Here is a 17747-nt window from a genome sequence, read left to right as displayed (position 1 = left end):
GCTGTTACCGCGACATGTTGCGGCGAAAGGCTCATGCGCTACTACACACGGAAAGACCCCACCCGCCTTGAGGGGATGCGAAAACTTTTAGTCACTCGTTTGGTCGCGGAAAACTGCTCAATGTCCTGCCGCTGGGCCTCTGCCGGGCCTTGAGCCTTATTTTGCGGCAATTTGGCAGTTGCCGCAACTGATTTCTTTAGCCTACCGGGGCACTTGGGCAATTCAGGCCATCTTCAGAGATGCTACGGACCTCTTGCGTTTCGCTGCCGATGAAGCGCGCCAGCCGCACCATCAGCCGGTCATTGTACAGGTAGGGCCACCAGCAGACTGGCAGGCCATCGGGCGCATCATCATACAGAAAACAGATCTGGCCATTTGGCGTGGTGATCTGGCCATAGACACAGCCCCGCCCCTCCATCCGCCAGACCGAGAGAGTCGGGCTGAGAAATTCCTCAGTTCCGACCAACATACCGCTTCGGATTTCATGGAAGGTGATCGTTTTGCCAACGACGGCGCTCAGAAACGCCTCTGGCGTAATCAGGGTTTGAGCCGGGGCCGCAGCGGGCCCAAGGGCCGCGCCAACGGCTGCACCACGCAGGGCATTACCAATTGTCACGGAACCAGCGCACGGCGCGCTTGAACGGGCGCGCGGCATAGGTGTCGACCGGGATCTCAAAATCCCACCATTCGTCCTGAGGATGCGCCGCAAACAGGCTAAGCCCCACTGCCGAAGAAAAACCGGGCCCGGTCGCGGATTGCGGCAGGCCATGAACGCGCAGCGGGCGGCCCAAACGAACACGCTGACCCAGAATCCGGCTGGCAAGCCCGTCTAGCCCCATGATCTGGCTGCCACCACCAGTCAGAACGATCTGCTGGCTTGGCAGGTGGTCGAAACCGGCAGCGTCCAGACGAGTACGCACCTCTTCGAGAATCTCCTCGACGCGGGGGCGCATGATGCCGATCAACTCGGCACGGCTCACGGTACGGCGGTCATGCTCCCAATCGCCAGTATCGCCACCGATGTCGATCAGGTCGCGATCATCGGCTCCGGTCGCGTGAACGCCACCGTTAAAGGTCTTGATCCGTTCGGCCACCGCTGCGGGCACGCCGAGGCCCATCGAAATGTCGCTGGTCACGTGATCCCCGCCCATGCGCACGCAATCGGCATAGATCATGTGTTTCTTCATGAAGATCGAGATGCTGGTGGTGCCGCCGCCCAAATCGATACAGGCCGCGCCCAACTCCTGTTCGTCCTCGACCAATGCGGAAATGCCCGAGACATAGGCCGAGTTCGCAATCCCTGCCAGCTCCAGATCGCAGCGCTTGATACAGCGGACGATGTTCTGGATCGCCACCGCATCGACGGTTAGCATGTGCATATCCACTGCAAGGCTCTGCCCCAACTGCCCACGCGGATCGATTAGTCCCGAGCGGTTGTCGAGCGCGAAATTCACCGGTTGCGCATGCAGTACCTCGCGCCCTTCGCCGTAATCGGGCACGTCGCAGGCGTTCAGGACACGACCGACCTCGGCTTCGGTAACTAGTTGCCCTTCCAGATCGACCTGTGCATCCAGCCCGTACGAGCGCGGGTTCGCCCCTGAGAAGGATGCAATCACGTGATCCACGCGGATATCGGCCATCTTCTGCGCTGCCTGCAGTGCGGTGCGGATGGCGCGTTCGGTCTCCTGCATCGCTGTGACTTCGCCGAACTGCACCCCGCGCGAGCGGGTAGTCGCAGCGCCGATGACGCGGAACCCGGTCTGACCGGCCATGGAGCCGATCGAGTTATCCTCGGACAACCGCCCCGTCCCGTCGAAGCGCAATACAAGGCAAGCGATTTTGGAGCTGCCGACATCCAGGATAGCAACTACACCGCGTTGCATTGCCTGTCGGCGCATCTGCCGCATAGCCCTTTGGGACTGATAAAGATCGGTCATCATGGTCGTTACTGCCCGCTACTCACATCTACTTTTGTGTTCCACCAGTCTTCGCTGGCCGTTTTGTTCATTCGGATGGTCGGTCGCTGCCCCAGTCGCATGTCGACCACGGCCACGTCACGTTCTAAAAGGTCCTGCACCTCGTTCACCGCCAACACGCGTTCCAGCGCGCGCGCCGGACGTTCGGTCGGCAACATGATGCGCTGGTTGCGATCCAGCACCAGATCCCAGCGCCGTTCGCCAACGCGCACCAAACCGCGAACGCGGTCGCCCAAGCTGCGGGCAGTGGTCAGGATTTGCAGCGCCTCGGGGACATGTTTGTTCGCGCCCTTCCCTGCGATCAGTGGCAGGGCTGCGTGATCGGCGCGTGCTGAAACACGGTCAACATGAGCTCCGGTTTCATCCAATAGCTCGATCCCGTCTCGGGTGCGCCAGACGATGACCGGCTGGCGTTCGACCACATCAACCTGAAGAATCCCGCCGGGGCGAATGCGTACGGTTGCCGATTTCACCGGGTCAAGCCCGGTGATGGTGTCGCGGATCAACTCCACATCCAGATCCCACGAGCTGAGCGGGAAATCGAGCGGCACGATCTCGCGGATATCCTCAGACAGTGCGGTTCCTGCCCCGTCGATGGCCATCAAGTTGACCATGAATTCGGGGCGCTCCTGGATCGAGGTCTTGATGTCGGCGATATAGGTGCTGACCGCCTCACGACGTTCTTCGGCGGCAAAGAAGCCACCCACCAAACCAAAGACGGCCAGAACCGGCAGGCCAATTTTTAGCCCGCGCCGGATGCCGGGGGTGAGCATCCAGCGCTGAAAGCGGTAGCTGAGGCGCGAGGGCGCGGGGTCCGCGTTGCGCGCGCGGCCAAAAAGACGCGCCCCGCGCAAATGCAGCTTAGGTTCGGTTTTGGGCTCGGGCCTTGGCGCGGCGGTGAAATCGGCATCCGGCCCCGCCAACGGTTTGGTCCGGTGGATCACCGGCGCGCGGGTGGCGGTCAGCGGTCGCATGACGCGTCCTCCACCATCCAGGCGCAGAGCTGGCCGAAACTGATGCCAAGATGCTCGGCCTGTTCGGGTACCAGCGAAGTCGGCGTCATGCCAGGCTGGGTGTTGGTTTCCAGCAGAAACAACCCGTCGGCACCCCTGCCGTCATCCCAGCGGTAATCGGTACGGGACACACCGCGACAACCCAGCGCATTATGCGCCTTCACCGCATAGTCCATGCAGCGGTCAAAGATGTCCTGCGGAATGTCAGCGGGCAGCACATGCCACGAGCCGCCGGGCTTGTACTTGGCATCATAATCGTACCAACCGCCATCGGTCATGATCTCGGTCACCGTCAGGGCGCGATCGCCCATCACGGTCACGGTCAGTTCCCGGCCCGCGACGTATTTCTCGACCATCACCTGATCAGGCATCGCCTCGTCCAGTTGCGGCGGGCCGTTGGCATTTTCATGCACGATATAGATGCCGACGCTGGAACCTTCGTTGTTGGGCTTGGCCACATAGGGCGGCTCCATCACATGGACCTCGACCACCTCGACCTTGGGAACGATCAGGCTGGGTACGATGGGTAATCCTTCGGCGGCGTAGACCTCTTTGCTGCGTTGCTTGTCCATTGCAAGGGCCGAAGCCAGCACACCGGAATGCGTGTAAGGAATGCGCATCCATTCCAGTAGCCCCTGCACACAGCCATCCTCGCCCCAGCGTCCATGCAGGGCGTTGAACACCACATCGGGTTGGATATCGGTAAGGCGAGCAGCAAGGTCCGGACCTGCGTCCAGTTCGACCACTTCAAAGCCTTCACCCACAAGAGCGGCTGCGCATTCGCGCCCAGAGCTGAGAGACACCTCGCGTTCCGCCGAGGGGCCGCCCATCAACACCGCCACTTTGGGGTTTGTCCTGCTCGACATACCCAATGTGCGCCTCAATGTCCCCGGACCTTATGTGGTGGTCCGTACTGCGTTTATGCCTTTGATCCGTCGTCCTAATTTGCCTGTTATGGTCTGACGGTCGGGGCTTTATTCTTTCAGCGGATCACCGACCCGCATGATTTCCCACTCTAGCGTGATGCCGCTTGTTTCGTAAACCTTTTTTCGCACCTCTTCACCCAGACCTTCCAGGTCCGCGGCGGTCGCATCGCCCGTGTTGATCAAGAAATTCGAGTGCTTGGGGCTCATCTGCGCACCACCTTTGGTGGCCCCGCGCATACCCGCGTCATCGATCACTTTCCACGCCTTGAGGTCATGCACATCGTCCGCGCGCCCAGTCGACGAGAACCCGGCTGGATTACGGAAGGTCGACCCGGCGCTGCGGTCCTTGGTGGGTTGAGTTTCGTCGCGCTTTTTTAGCTGCGCCTCCATGCGAGCGTGCAGCTCAGCTGGATCGCCCGAGGGGCCTTGAAACGTCGCCGAGATCAGCACCGCGCCTTCGGGCAGGTCGGACTGGCGATAGCGGAAGCTGAAGTCTTGCGGGGTCAGGTCCACGATCTCTCCGGCGCGGGTGACTACGGTAGCCTTTTGCAGCACATCCGCAGTATAGCTGCCGTAACAGCCCGCGTTCATGCGCACGGCCCCGCCGATCGACCCGGGTATCGTGCGCAGGAAAGTCAGGTCCACACCTCCATCCGCTGCTTTACGCGCCACATGCGCATCCAGCGCGGCGGCACCCGCGCTGACGGTATTGCCGTCGACCGAGATACCATTGAACCCGCGCCCCAATCGGATCACCACCGCCCGCAGACCACCATCACGGACGATCAGATTGGATCCGACACCCATAGGAAAGATGGGAACATCCGCAGGCAGATCACGCAGAAACGACTGAAGGTCTTCGGTATCGGCGGGTTGAAACAGATAATCCGCTGGTCCGCCGACGCGCAGCCAGGTGAGTTCGGAAAGAGAACGCGCCGCGGACAGGCGGCCACGGACGTCGGGCAGCTCGCTCATGCGCCTTCCCGGGATGCAAGGCTGCGCCCGCCTACTCCACCCATGATCACCGCAAACAGGAAGGGCAGGACCGCACCGGTCAGCCAGACGAAGGGGCCGAACGCCTGTTCCTCTTCCCCGGTGCCGACACTGGCCAGCATTATGATCAGTACCAGACCAAGGGCCGAGGTCAGCCCGATCAGCCACAGCAGTGCCTTGAGGCCGATCCAGCGCGCGGCGACAAAACCCGCAAGCGTCCCGAGGATCAGGGTAATCAGCGGCAAATAGGCGAAAGTGGCGATGTCGACCATGGGGGCCTCCTGAAAATGGCCAGTTACTTGTTCGCCGCCTTCATGCCCTGCATTTTCGCCTTTGTCCAACGGGTGAGGTAAATCACCGGCCAACGCAGAACTGACATACCTGCAGCCAGAACCAGCAGCCCGATCCATGGACCATTTTCATAGGTGACATAGCCTAGGATAGGGACGCCAACGGCGATCAGGAAATAGGCGCGCCGCCAATGGTTGTCCTTGCTGGGCAACATCGCCAACACGTTGGCGACAACACCCCACAGACCGGCAAGCGCAATCGACCAGTTCATTCCGACACCTCTTTACCCGTCCACTTGCGCCAGTAGTAGCGGATCGGGTTGCGGTACATCGAAACAAAACCGCCAGCAGCCAGGATTCCGACGAACCAGCCATAGTCTAAACTCAGCCACAGAATCAGAGCAGGCGCGCTGGCAAACAGTACAACACCCGGTGGGAATTGCAGGCGCATCGGCAGCATCGCCACAATGGTGGAAGCGAAGACCCAGACGCAGGCGAGTATGAGCGATAGCGCCACGAGGTTAGCTCGCTTTGGCGATTAACCGGTCAGGCAAACCGTTGGCCCAGGTGCTGATCGTACCTGCGCCGAGGCAGACGACCATATCGCCCGGGCGGGCCTGTTCACGGACAAGGCGGGCCAGGTCTTCTTCGTTCAAGATCGCGCGCGCGTGGCGGTGGCCGTGGCGGATCAGGCCCTGCACAAGATCGTCACGGCTGGCACCTTCGATCGGATCTTCGCCTGCAGCAAAGACCTCCGCAATAGCGACCACGTCAGCGTCGTTGAAGCAGGTGCAGAAATCGTCGAACAGGTCGGACAGGCGGGAGTAGCGGTGCGGCTGGTGGACTGCGATGACGCGGCCCTCGGTGGCCTGACGTGCGGCCTTGAGAACGGCGGCGATTTCGACCGGGTGGTGGCCGTAATCGTCGATGATGGTGACGCCGTTAATTTCCCCGACCTTGGTAAAGCGGCGGTTGACGCCGCCGAAATCGGCCAGCGCATCGCGGATTTCACTGGCCTTCATGCCCAGATGACGGGCCACGGCCACGGCGCTCAGCGCATTAGAGACATTGTGGTCGCCGGGCATTGGCAAGGTGCAACCTTCGATTACCTTGTCTTCATGGCGTAGGTGGATGTCGAAATGGGCGACGCCACCCTTATAGGTCAGGTTTTCGGCCCGCACATCGGCCTGTGCGTTGAAACCATAGGTGCGCACGCGGCGGTCGGAGATGCGGCCAACAAGCGCCTGCACCTCGGCATGATCTGTGCAGCAGACGGCCAAGCCATAAAACGGCAGGTTCGAGACGAACTCGTAAAACCCGTCGCGCAGTTGGTCGAAATCGCCCCAGTGCTCCATATGCTCGGGGTCGATATTGGTGACGATGGCGATGGTTGCAGGCAGGCGATTGAATGAGCCGTCGCTCTCATCCGCTTCAACCACCATCCATTCGCCCTGCCCCATGCGGGCGTTGCTCCCATAGGCGTGGATGATGCCGCCATTGATGACGGTGGGATCGAAATCGCCGGCGACCATCAGTTCCGCCATCATAGTGGTTGTTGTGGTCTTACCGTGAGTTCCGGCGATGGCAATGTTCGAGCGCAGGCGCATGAGTTCCGCCAGCATGTCGGCGCGACGGACGACGGGCAGGCCCTGCGCGCGTGCCTCGTCCAGTTCCGGGTTCCCCGGTTTGATCGCGGTTGAGACCACGACTACGGCGGCGTTCTGCAAGTTCTCGGAACGCTGGCCTTCGAAAATCTCAGCACCCAGCCCAGCCAGCCGGTCAGTAATCTTCGAGGTTTTCAAGTCCGAACCTTGTACACGGTAGCCAAGATTCAAAAGCACCTCTGCGATACCCGACATCCCGATCCCACCGATGCCCACGAAGTGGATCGGTCCAACGTCCTGCGGCAGTTTGGTTGCTGGATTCATGAGGTCTCCTTCTGCGCCAGTTGCTCGACAAGGGCGACCAGACGCTCGGTGGCGTCCGGTGCCCCGACCGATAGCGCGGCATGGGCCATTTGCTGTGCGGCTTCGGGGTTGGTGAGAACCGTGGTCATTTGCTGTGTCAGCGCGGGAACGTCAAGGGCGTTTTCGGGGATCATGATCGCCCCACCTGCCTGAACCAACCCACGCGCGTTGGCTGTTTGATGATCTCCGGCAGCCGTGGCAAGCGGGATCAAAATCGACGGACGGCCAATCACGGAAATGTCGGCAATACTGGAGGCACCCGACCGGCTGACAACCAGCTGCGCGTCGGACATGCGGCGAGGTACGTCATCAAAGAAAGGCTGTACATCGGCGCGTATGCCGTGATCGGCGTAAAAGGCCTTGACCCGTTCACCATCCTCATCGCGGGCCTGATGCGAGACGCGGATGTACCCGCGCAGATATTCAGGCAGCGCAGCGATGGCCCCCGGCACCACGTCACTGAGGATACGTGCGCCCTGAGAGCCGCCCATCACCAGGACGGACATCGGGTACTCCCCAGGCGGGATATAGGGGGCAGCAGCGCGTTCAAGAACGGAGGCGCGAACCGGGTTACCAGTGTGTATGCCCTTGGACCCTTCAGGCAGATCGGTGGGCCAGACACCACAGGCCACTTGAGCCACACGCGTGGCAAACAGTTGGTTTACCCGGCCCAGAACGCCATTTTGTTCATGGATCATACGCGGCAGCTTCAGCAGGATGGCCGCGCCCAGCGCCGGTATCGACGGATAGCCGCCAAAGCCCACCAACACATCCGGCTTGTCACGCATCATCTGCGCAGCCATGCTAGTGACTCCAGCAGCAATCTTGGGTCCAACCAACATCTTGGCCGCTAATCCGCCTCGGGCGAAGGTGGCCGAGGATGCCTCGACAATCTCGACGTCTGCGGGGAACGCGCCGGTATAGCGCGCTCCGCGCGGGTCGGTGGACAGGCGCACACGCCAGCCTTTCTGTAGCATCGCCTCGGCCAACGCCTGCGCGGGGAACATGTGGCCCCCGGTGCCACCTGCTGCGATTAGTAGATAAGGTTTGCCCATCAGCCTCGTCCGCGCAGAATGTCGCCCAGCTCGCCCTGCGGGCGGGTTCGGGTGAAGGCCAGCAACATGCCAACCGCGATGCCGCCAGCAATCAGAGACGATCCGCCATAACTGACAAAGGGCAGCGTCATGCCCTTGGCGGGCAGAAGTCTCACGGCGACGCCCATGTTGATCATAGCCTGCACGCCAAACATGCAGGCCAGACCAGTGCCAGCCAGACGGATGAACATGTCGCGTTCGCGCATCAGCCGCAGCAGTGAACGCACAACGATCAGCGAGTACAGCGCGATGATAATCAGCACCAGAATCAGCCCGTATTCTTCGGCCGCGACCGCGATGATGAAATCCGTATGCGCATCAGGCAGAGACCACTTGACCTGCCCCTCACCCACGCCGACGCCGAACAGACCGCCTTCGCGGATAGCATTGGTGGCATACCCAAGCTGGGTGGTCGGATCGAGTTCCTGATTAAGGAAACCATCGATACGACGGGCAAAGTGCTCGGAATTGGAATAGGCAAACATGCCGCCCAGAACGACCGCCCCGGCCATGCCGACCAGCAATAGCATCGGGGCTCCGGCAACAAAATACATCACACCCCAACCAAAAAGGATAAGGCAGGCCTGCCCGAAATCGGGCTGCATCACCAGCATTGCCACGATGGACATACACAGTGCAAAGGACCACAACCGCCCCGGCGGGCCGTTGATTTCCTGTGATGCGGCCAACAGCCATGCGGCCACCACGACAAAACCGGGCTTGAGGAACTCGGATGGCTGCAACGAGGCAAAACCCAGCGAATACCAGCGCACCGCGCCTTTGCCAAAGTCTGTACCGAAGACCGGCAGGAAGGCCAGCGCCACGAACGAGGCCAGAAAGCCCAGAATCGCCAGCCGCCGCACCAGTGTCGGCGACATCATTGAGGTCAGCAGCATCGCGACCAGCGCCAGCCCGCCAAAGATCGCCTGACGTTCTACATAGTGGAAAGGATCGAACCCGTTACGCCCCGCCAGTGGCGGCGACGAGGCCAGCCCAAGCAAAAGCCCGATGACAAACAGGATCAGAACGCAGGACATCGTCCAGCGATCAATCGTTCGCCACCACTTCGGAAGAATCGGTTCTCCGCGCTGGTCCTGGACCGCGCCATACACCATCTCAGTCATGAGATACCGCCACTATCTGCCTCGTTAACGTCCCGTTTTCGGGATCTGATTGAGAGTCTACAGGGATTTTTACATTTGGGCTAGCAGAATGACAGGCAGAACTGGAATTCCGGAACGATGAGCCGCCGTTGACAAACGCGCATGCATTCAAGCAGCGCATGCTGCCTGTTCTGATCGACGGCCCGTTGAGGCTCGGTTTGAGTTCATCCAAATATCAACCGCGCCCAACGTCATTGTTCAAAAAGTAAATCGTCAGTCTTTGATGGGGTATCTGTCAGGCTCTTCAAACACATCGATCACTCGGGAACCCGCCTTGATGCGCCCGCCATGCTCCACTCCGGCTGGGATAGAATAGCTGTCGCCGGGCAGATAAACTTTCGTCTCTCCGCCAATGGTGAGTTCAATTTCTCCTTCCACCACCGTACCCCATTGGGCACCATGTGAATGTAGTGGGAGTTCCATTTCTTTAAGAAAAGTAAAAAAGGCGACCAAACCAGCATCAGATCGAATGACTGCCGTCTGCACGACGTCTTCGGGAAATGGCACGTCTAGTCTTGGAAAGTCTGTAATGAAGTTTGGAAAGCGCATATTTTTATCCCTTTAAATGGATCTAACCGGCAAGCATTAGCACAGAGCCTAGCATGTCAGGATGTACTACGACTAAAAATCCACATACCATATGGCACAAACCCAAGTGCCGCTGAGAAATTCTGTGGGCCAAACCCACACCGTTTTTGGTCTGCGCTCTTGCCATCGCTCACAATCCACGCCATGCGCAGCATATGGATTTCGAGACGATCATCCTCGGTGCTGGCGCGGCTGGCATGATGTGCGCAGCCCATTGCGGTGGCCAGGCGCTGGTGATCGACCATGCAAAAGCTCCCGGAGAAAAGATCCGCATCTCGGGTGGTGGACGATGCAATTTCACCAATATGTATGCGGGACCGGGCAATTTCCTGTCTCAGAATCCGCATTTCAGCAAATCAGCGCTGGCGCGATATACACAGTGGGACTTCATCGAACTGGTCGATCGCCATGGCATTGCATGGCATGAAAAAACGCTTGGGCAATTGTTCTGCGACGGGTCTTCGAAACAGATCGTCCAGATGCTGCTGAATGAAATGGTCAAGGCCGAGGCCGAGCTCTGGGTGCAGACGTTGCTGCGCAACTTGCGCAAAACCGAAAGCGGTTTTGCTTTGGATGTCGAACGCGATGGCAAGCACATCCCTCTGACCTGTCGCAATCTGGTTCTGGCCACGGGTGGCAAATCGATCCCCAAAATGGGCGCAACGGGGTTGGCCTATGACATCGCGCAGCAATTCGGGCTGCAGATAACCGAGACACGGGCGGCGCTGGTGCCGTTCACCTTCTCGGACGGACGGTTCAAGGATTTGTCCGGCGTCTCTTTGCCCGCTCGACTGTCAAACGAGCACAGCAGTTTCGACGAGGCGTTGTTGTTCACCCATCGCGGGTTGAGCGGTCCTTCGGTGCTGCAATTGTCTTCGTACTGGCGCGAGGGTGAGGCAATATGGGTCAACCTGATCCCCGATTTGCCTTTATACGATCTGCTTCGCGATCAGCGGCAGGCTGTTGGGCGCAAGGCGCTGACCACCGAATTGGCACGCCACCTGCCCACGCGTCTGGTGGAATACCTCGCACACCATATCCCGATGAAGGGCAATCTTGCGGATCAGTCCGACACGGCGCTGTCGGAACTGATCGCCGCATTGTCCAACTGGCGGCTTACGCCGTCGGGCACCGAGGGCTATCGCACCGCCGAGGTCACTCTGGGTGGAATCGACACTGACGGGCTGTCGTCCAAAACCATGGAGGCCAGGGATGTCCCCGGCCTCTATGTCATTGGTGAAGCGGTGGATGTCACCGGCTGGCTTGGCGGTTACAACTTCCAATGGGCGTGGTCCTCGGGCCACGCCGCCGGAAGTGCCATCGCAAGCCGTTAGCCTACGACGTTGTAACCCCGTCCGCGCATACAGTTGCGCACGATGACTTCCTTGTTCTGGTTCTTGTTGATCACGTCAGCACCTGCACCAACCAACGCACCGGCAACGGCGGCGCGACCCAGGTTGTCGCTGCTGTCCTGAACGATGCCGGTGACGGCTGCAGCACCTGCGGCGCCGATTGCGGCATTACCTGCGGTCGATCCGTCAACGCTGGCCTGCGAGGCTGCAAGTTGCTGGCACTGATACAGGTCCGAGTTGTAGTTCGGGCCTACAGGGCCATCGATCACGGGCTGATAGTTGGCCCCGGTATTGGTGCAAGCCGCAGCAGCCAGCAGCGCTGGAACGACCAGAAGAAGTTTACGGTTTGGCATATTCATGACCTCGTGTTGAATTTCCTGAAGGCAAAAACCAATGCAGGCAGTGCGTCAAGCAGATAGGCCCACAGCTTCGCCGAACCGGCGATCTATTGCAAACGCATTGCTTTCAGAGGCGTTTTTTAACCTGAACCACGAAGTCATCGCCACGTTGTTCGAAGTTGTCATACTGGTCGAAACTGGCCGCAGCAGGTGCCAATAGAACGGTTTCACCGGGCTGCGCATCGGCCATGGCCTGCATAACCGCCGCTTCCATAGTGGTGCAGACTTGCGCATCGGCCTGCAACTGCATTGCAAAGCTCGCCGCCTCACGCCCGATGACGTAGGCCTTGATTACGTGGTCCCCTGCCCCGTTCAGCGCCTCAAGCCCGCCTTCTTTCTCAAGCCCGCCACAGATCCAACGTATCTTCGTGAACGCGCTCAAGGCTTTGAGGGCGCTATCTACGTTGGTGGCTTTCGAGTCATTCACATAGGTCACGCCGTCCGCCTCGGCGATGATCTGACTGCGGTGCGGCAGACCCGGGAAGCTGTGCAGCGCGTCTTCGATCACGCGCGGAGCAAGGCCCAGCGAACGGCAGGCGGCATAGGCGGCGCAGGCGTTCTGGTGATTATGCGCACCGGGCAGGCCCTTGATCTCACGCAGGTCGATCGATCCGGCCTGACGGCCCTTGCGGTATTCCGACAGGAAACCCTTGCGGGCAAAGACCTGCCAACCCGACCCGGTCAGCTTGCGCGCCACCGAGACGCGGATCACCCGGTCATCCGACGGCCCCTCGGCCAATTGCCCGGCTAGAAACGCGCCCTCGGCCTCATCTATCCCGATCACGGCGCGGTCTGGACCTCCTTCGGCGAACAGGCGACGTTTGGCGGCAAAGTAACCACCCATTCCACCATGTCGATCCAAGTGATCAGGTGAAAGATTGGTGAAAACCGCCACATCCGGCGTCAGTGCGCGGGCCAGTTCGGTCTGGTAGCTCGATAGCTCCAGTACCACGACCGATCCATCGCCACCTGGGTCGATGTCCAGCACGCCGCGCCCAATGTTACCCGCCAGTTGCGAGTCGCGCCCGGCCTCGGTCAGGATATGTTGGATCAACGCAGCGGTGGTTGATTTGCCATTCGATCCCGTCACCGCGATGACGCGCGGTGGGATGTCGTAGTTGTTCCATTCAGGGCCTGCGAAAGAGCGAAAGAACAGACCTATATCATTGTCGACCGGAACTCCGGCTTCCAACGCAGCGGCCACAACCGGGTTCGGCGCGGGGTAGAGATGAGGGATGCCGGGCGAGACAATTAGTGCGGCAATATCGTCAAACGCCCCGTGGCGGCGCAGATCGACACACGAGAATCCCTCGACCTCTGCCGCTTCACGCGCGGCGGGGTTGTCATCCCAGCAGATCGGCTCAGCCCTGCCAGCGCGCAGCGCTCGTGCGGTGGTCAGACCCGACCGACCTAGCCCCAGAACCGCTACTTTCTGCCCTGAAAATCCTTTGACCGGGATCATTGCCATACACCTTCTATCCGAGCCGCTCTTCCAGCCAGTCCGCCCGCCAAGAGACCGGCCCTTTTGGAACGTTTTCTATTACGAACCCATAGTCTGGTAACCGGTCGCACAAAGCATCGTATTCCGCAATAGCTGCGGCCAAGTTGTGCCGCCGGTCATCATCCTGTTCGAATATCTCAGGCCAAGGAGGAAAGAGAAACACGCATGGGTCGTAGCCCAAGTGCAGTATCTGTTCACGCACTTTGGTCTCCAACGGTGTACCGGTTCGATCAAACCAAATCAGCGCGTCCAATGCCGAACGATCAAATAGCACAAGATCATCTTTGGCATTGTTGAAGTCTGATATCGCAAGTTCAATGATCCGGCGGCAGAATACCTCGGAGTTGACCCAAGGCAGAGCGCGACCACCACCTTGTCTTTCCTCGGCAATGACACGACGACCCGGCTCGGAAACTGTTGAATATCCGCGTCGGGCCATCTCCTCCAGCAGTGTTGATTTGCCACCACCGGAGCATCCAGAAAGCACGACGCAACGCGGGCTCATCTGACTTTCAGCGTCGCCAGTCCGATCATCGCTAAGATCAGTGAAATGATCCAGAACCGGATCACGATGGTGGGTTCAGCCCAACCCTTTTTCTCATAATGGTGATGGATCGGCGCCATCAGGAACACCCGCTTTCCGGTCCGTTTGAAATAAAGAACCTGGATGATCACACTTAAAGCTTCAACCACGAACAGCCCGCCCACGACTGCCAATACCAACTCGTGTTTGGTAGCCACGGCGATCGCGCCCAGCGCACCGCCCAGAGCCAGTGATCCGGTATCACCCATGAAAACCGCCGCCGGCGGGGCGTTGTACCAAAGGAATCCCAGCCCAGCGCCAAACAGCGCTGAAGTGAAGATGAAGATTTCACCGGTGCCAGGCACATAGTGAACATCAAGATACTCGGTGAAGTCGACCCGCCCAACCGCATAGGCAATCACACCAAGGGTCGAGGCCGCGATCATCGCGGGCATGATCGCCAGCCCGTCCAGACCATCTGTCAGGTTCACCGCGTTGGCCGCACCCACAATGACGATCACCGCAAAGGGGATATAGAAAAGGCCAAGATTGATCAGCGTATCCTTGAACACCGGCAGAGCCAGCTGGTTTTGCAAATCGCTGGGATGGTGCAGCGTCGCCCAGAGTGACGCCAGCACGGCGATGATGATCCCCAGCGCCAACCGCATTTTACCGGAAACGCCCTTTGTGTTCTGCTTTGAGACCTTGGCATAATCGTCCGCAAAGCCAATGGCCGCATAGGCCAGCGTCACGAACAGTACCATCCAGACATATGGATTGTCCCAGCGCGCCCAGATCAGGGTCGACGTGACCAGAGCGCCCACGATCAGCAGCCCGCCCATGGTAGGGGTTCCAGCCTTGGACAGATGCGCCTCGGGGCCGTCATCGCGGATCGGTTGACCTTTGCCTTGCCGCTTGCGCAATACGTTGATCAAGGGTTTTCCGAACAGAAACCCAAAGATTAGCGCAGTCAGAAAGGCGCCCCCTGCCCGGAAGGTGATATAGCGGAAGAGGTTCCAGAAATCCCCTCCGTCCGACAGGGCGGTTAACCAATAGAGCATTACAAAACCTTTCTCACAATACGGCGGCTCTCTGGCGCGCTGCCATGCCCCATTTGCCGCAGACCGTCAACGATCTGCGCCAGAGCCATGCTGAGAGAGCCCTTGGCCATCACTACATCGCCGCTACGGATCAATTCCGGCAGATGGGCGGCCATCTCATCGCTGGTTTCCGTCCACAACCCGCGCTTGCCCTCGGGCAGAGCCTGATGCAGCGCTTGCATCAAAGGGCCGATGCAATGAACATGATCGACATGCGCCATCGCAGGCACCTCGGCCATGGCGGCGTGCATCGCCTGCTCTTGCGCACCAAGCTCTTTCATGTCGCCCAGAAACGCGATCTTGCGTTTGCCCGCCGACGTAGACAGCACGTCGAGAGCGGCCTCCATCGAGGTTGGATTGGCGTTGTAGCTGTCATCGAGCAGTTCAATCTGCCCGCCATTTGGCAGCGCGATCACCTCGCGCACACCGCGCCCTTTGACCGGAGACCAGCCGCGCAGACCGGCAATCGCCTGATCCAGATCGACCCCCAACGCGACACAGGCCGCCAGAGCGCCCAGCGCATTCATAGCAAAGTGAGTTCCCGCGGATTGGACATCGAATGTGATGTCTGCGCCGCCGACAATACCGTGTCCCCGCACCGAGTCAGGGCCTTGGAGCACGTTGGTCAGGGCATAGTCCCGCGCCTTGTGGCCAAATTCGACGATCCTTGCACCATGCGCAGCGGCGCAGTCGCGCAAGATGCCCGCGTGTTCGATATCGGCGTTGACGATAGCGGTGCCGCCCTCGGCCAGCCCGTCGAAGATCGCAGCCTTTTCAAAAGCAATACCCGCAACGGAGTCGAAGGCTTCGAGGTGGACGGCGGCTACTGTGGTCACCAGCCCCACATGCGGTTGCGCCTGACGCGCCAGCGGAGCGATTTCGCCCGGATGATTCATGCCGATCTCGATCACCGCGAACTCGGTGTCGCGCGGCATTCGCGCCAGCGTCAAAGGCACGCCCCAATGGTTATTGTAGCTGGCGACGCTGGCATGAGTTTTGCCTTGCGTCTCCAGAATGCTGGCCAGCATTTCCTTGGTCGAGGTCTTACCCACGCTGCCAGTCACCCCCACCACGCGCGCACCTGTCCGGGCGCGAGCCGCCTGCCCCAACGCCTCTAGACCCGTCTGCACATCGTCGACGATCAACAGCGGTGCATCTTCGGGCACGCCTTCGGGAATATGCGACACAAGCGCTGCGCCTGCGCCTTTTTCAAGCGCTTGGGCGACGAAATCATGGCCGTCGCGGGCAGCCTTCAACGCAACGAACAGGTCACCCGGCTGCAGGGTGCGCGTGTCGATGGAGACGCCGTTCACCTGCCAATCGGTGGTGGCGCGCCCGTTGGTGGCCTCTGCGGCCTCGGCTGCGGTCCAGAGCGTCATGCGACCCTCCCGTCCAGCGCGGCAACGCTGATACTGGCCTGTTCCACATCGTCAAAGGGCAGGACCTGATCTCCGACTATCTGGCCGGTTTCGTGTCCCTTGCCCGCAATCAGCAGAGCGTCGCCCGGTTGCAGCGCGTCGATGCCGCGCAGGATGGCCTCCGCCCGGTCCCCGACTTCCGTGGCTTCGGGTGCGCCCAACATGACAGCACCGCGGATGGTGGCCGGGTCTTCGCTGCGCGGGTTGTCATCGGTAACAAAGACCACATCGGCGTTTTCAGCAGCGGCCCGCCCCATCAATGGGCGTTTAGTGGCGTCTCGGTCACCACCTGCACCAACAATGGCGATCAGACGTCCCATGACATGCGGGCGCATCGCCTTCAGTGCAGTGGCCACGGCATCCGGCGTATGAGCGTAATCGACAAACACCGCCGCGCCGTTGTCGCGTGTGGCAGCCAGCTGCATCCGCCCGCGCACGGTGATCAGGTGCGGCAAGGTATCGAACACGCGGTCGGGGTCCTCGCCCGCCGCGATGACCAATCCGCAAGCCAGCAAAACGTTCTCGGCCTGAAAGCCGCCGATCAGATTCAGGCGGGCTTGATAGGCCTTGCCTTTCCATGAAAAGCGCAAATCCTGCCCGGTCGCGTCAAAGCGTTGATTCAGCAGACAAAGATCAGAACCCTCAGGGCCCACGGTGATTATATTCTGGCCGCGTGCCTCTGCGATCTTGCGCATCTCGGCACCCTTGGGATCGCTAAGGTTGACCACAGCGACCCCGTCTTCGGGCAGCACACGATCAAACAGACCCGCCTTGGCTGCGAAATAAGCTTCGAACGTGTCGTGATAGTCCAGATGATCCTGCGTGAAATTCGAGAACCCGGCAGCGGTCAGATGCACCCCGTCCAAGCGACGCTGTTCAAGCCCGTGCGAGGAGGCCTCCATCGCCGCATGGGTCACGCCATTTTCGGCAGCTTCGGCGAGACAGCGGTGCAGAGTGACCGGCTCGGGTGTTGTATGGGCCAGCGGCGCAGTCCATGCGCCCTCTACCCCGGTGGTGCCCAGGTTGACGGCGGCAAGTCCAAGCTCGGTCCAGATCTGGCGGACGAAACTGGCGACCGAGGTTTTTCCATTGGTGCCGGTGACCGCCACGATAGTCTGCGGTTGCGCGCCAAACCAAAGGGCGGCGGCCCCTGCCAGTGCCTGACGGGGGTCTTCCGTGACGATCAGCGCAGCATCGGATGCGGCCAGTTCGTCGGTGGCGATCTCGGCCCCTTTCGCGTCCGTCAGGATCGCGGCGGCCCCCATGCGCAAGGCGTATTGGATGAAGTCTCCACCATGGACTCGGGTGCCGGGAAGGGCTGCAAAGAGGAAACCGTCTTTGACCTCGCGGCTGTCAACAGCCAGACCGGTGATTTCGGGATTGGCCCCTCCCCGTGCGGTCAGGGCCAGTTCGCTGAGTTTCTTTGACCGATTGCCCATGACCCA

19 protein-coding genes are annotated in these 17747 nt (G+C 60.2%); 1 reads left to right on the top strand and 18 read right to left on the bottom strand.

Annotated features, from left to right (window positions below; genetic code table 11):
• Positions 1-196: 196 nt before the first annotated feature.
• The 12 genes from AC2TEM_RS11960 to AC2TEM_RS11905 all read right to left on the bottom strand — a co-directional run bounded on the left by AC2TEM_RS11960 (position 197) and on the right by AC2TEM_RS11905 (position 9971).
• Positions 197-616 carry a hypothetical protein gene (locus tag AC2TEM_RS11960; protein WP_170420840.1) on the bottom strand — a complete coding sequence of 140 codons (420 nt, stop codon included), beginning with the start codon at positions 614-616 and terminating at the stop codon, positions 197-199.
• A complete protein-coding gene (gene ftsA / locus AC2TEM_RS11955) occupies positions 603-1937 on the bottom strand; it encodes a cell division protein FtsA (RefSeq protein WP_170392023.1) in 1335 nt (444 codons plus the stop codon). Before ftsA ends, AC2TEM_RS11960 begins: the two co-directional genes overlap by 14 nt.
• An 8-nt stretch (positions 1938-1945) precedes the next feature.
• On the bottom strand, positions 1946-2950 hold the full coding sequence (locus AC2TEM_RS11950; protein ID WP_170420838.1) for a cell division protein FtsQ/DivIB: 1005 nt from the start codon (positions 2948-2950) through the stop codon (positions 1946-1948).
• Positions 2938-3855, bottom strand: a complete 918-nt coding sequence (locus AC2TEM_RS11945; RefSeq protein WP_170420836.1) for a D-alanine--D-alanine ligase — start codon at positions 3853-3855, stop codon at positions 2938-2940. The genes AC2TEM_RS11950 and AC2TEM_RS11945 overlap by 13 nt, the downstream gene beginning before the upstream one ends.
• A gap of 108 nt (positions 3856-3963) precedes the next feature.
• Positions 3964-4890: a UDP-N-acetylmuramate dehydrogenase gene (gene murB, locus AC2TEM_RS11940; RefSeq protein ID WP_170420834.1), complete on the bottom strand. Its 927-nt coding sequence runs from the start codon at positions 4888-4890 to the stop codon at positions 3964-3966.
• Positions 4887-5180, bottom strand: a complete 294-nt coding sequence (locus AC2TEM_RS11935) for a hypothetical protein (protein ID WP_170392030.1) — start codon at positions 5178-5180, stop codon at positions 4887-4889. The genes murB and AC2TEM_RS11935 overlap by 4 nt, the downstream gene beginning before the upstream one ends.
• Positions 5181-5203: 23 nt before the next feature.
• Entirely contained in the window at positions 5204-5470 is a 267-nt protein-coding gene (locus tag AC2TEM_RS11930; protein ID WP_170392032.1) for a DUF2484 family protein, read from the bottom strand.
• Positions 5467-5715, bottom strand: a complete 249-nt coding sequence (locus AC2TEM_RS11925; protein ID WP_170420832.1) for a DUF2484 family protein — start codon at positions 5713-5715, stop codon at positions 5467-5469. Before AC2TEM_RS11925 ends, AC2TEM_RS11930 begins: the two co-directional genes overlap by 4 nt.
• Before the next feature lie 4 nt (positions 5716-5719).
• The gene (murC, locus tag AC2TEM_RS11920) at positions 5720-7126 is read right to left on the bottom strand and encodes a UDP-N-acetylmuramate--L-alanine ligase (protein WP_170420830.1); all 1407 of its coding nucleotides are present in this window, start codon (positions 7124-7126) and stop codon (positions 5720-5722) included.
• Positions 7123-8220, bottom strand: coding sequence for a UDP-N-acetylglucosamine--N-acetylmuramyl-(pentapeptide) pyrophosphoryl-undecaprenol N-acetylglucosamine transferase (locus AC2TEM_RS11915; protein ID WP_170420828.1), 1098 nt, complete (start codon positions 8218-8220; stop codon positions 7123-7125). The genes murC and AC2TEM_RS11915 overlap by 4 nt, the downstream gene beginning before the upstream one ends.
• The gene (ftsW, locus tag AC2TEM_RS11910; protein WP_170392040.1) at positions 8220-9383 is read right to left on the bottom strand and encodes a putative lipid II flippase FtsW; all 1164 of its coding nucleotides are present in this window, start codon (positions 9381-9383) and stop codon (positions 8220-8222) included. Before ftsW ends, AC2TEM_RS11915 begins: the two co-directional genes overlap by 1 nt.
• Before the next feature lie 252 nt (positions 9384-9635).
• Positions 9636-9971, bottom strand: coding sequence for a cupin domain-containing protein (locus AC2TEM_RS11905; protein WP_170392042.1), 336 nt, complete (start codon positions 9969-9971; stop codon positions 9636-9638).
• 194 nt (positions 9972-10165) lie between these two features.
• Here AC2TEM_RS11905 and AC2TEM_RS11900 point away from each other — a divergent pair, with 194 nt between their 5' ends.
• Positions 10166-11344, top strand: coding sequence for a BaiN/RdsA family NAD(P)/FAD-dependent oxidoreductase (locus tag AC2TEM_RS11900; RefSeq protein ID WP_170420826.1), 1179 nt, complete (start codon positions 10166-10168; stop codon positions 11342-11344).
• On the opposite strand, the gene AC2TEM_RS11895 is transcribed toward AC2TEM_RS11900, so the two are convergent.
• The 6 genes from AC2TEM_RS11895 to AC2TEM_RS11870 all read right to left on the bottom strand — a co-directional run bounded on the left by AC2TEM_RS11895 (position 11341) and on the right by AC2TEM_RS11870 (position 17741).
• On the bottom strand, positions 11341-11721 hold the full coding sequence (locus tag AC2TEM_RS11895) for a glycine zipper family protein (protein WP_170392045.1): 381 nt from the start codon (positions 11719-11721) through the stop codon (positions 11341-11343). The genes AC2TEM_RS11900 and AC2TEM_RS11895 overlap by 4 nt on opposite strands.
• A gap of 106 nt (positions 11722-11827) precedes the next feature.
• The gene (gene murD, locus AC2TEM_RS11890; RefSeq protein ID WP_170422403.1) at positions 11828-13222 is read right to left on the bottom strand and encodes a UDP-N-acetylmuramoyl-L-alanine--D-glutamate ligase; all 1395 of its coding nucleotides are present in this window, start codon (positions 13220-13222) and stop codon (positions 11828-11830) included.
• A gap of 13 nt (positions 13223-13235) precedes the next feature.
• Entirely contained in the window at positions 13236-13766 is a 531-nt protein-coding gene (locus AC2TEM_RS11885) for an AAA family ATPase (RefSeq protein WP_480856199.1), read from the bottom strand.
• A complete protein-coding gene (gene mraY / locus AC2TEM_RS11880) occupies positions 13763-14845 on the bottom strand; it encodes a phospho-N-acetylmuramoyl-pentapeptide-transferase (protein WP_170392049.1) in 1083 nt (360 codons plus the stop codon). The genes AC2TEM_RS11885 and mraY overlap by 4 nt, the downstream gene beginning before the upstream one ends.
• On the bottom strand, positions 14845-16263 hold the full coding sequence (locus AC2TEM_RS11875; protein WP_480856198.1) for a UDP-N-acetylmuramoyl-tripeptide--D-alanyl-D-alanine ligase: 1419 nt from the start codon (positions 16261-16263) through the stop codon (positions 14845-14847). Before AC2TEM_RS11875 ends, mraY begins: the two co-directional genes overlap by 1 nt.
• Complete coding sequence (locus AC2TEM_RS11870; RefSeq protein ID WP_480856197.1) at positions 16260-17741, bottom strand: UDP-N-acetylmuramoyl-L-alanyl-D-glutamate--2,6-diaminopimelate ligase; 1482 nt, start codon at positions 17739-17741, stop codon at positions 16260-16262. The genes AC2TEM_RS11875 and AC2TEM_RS11870 overlap by 4 nt, the downstream gene beginning before the upstream one ends.
• Positions 17742-17747 lie beyond the last annotated feature (6 nt).

Source organism: Ruegeria sp. HKCCD3925 (assembly GCF_057221175.1).
This window is presented reverse-complemented; position numbering and strand designations above follow the sequence as displayed.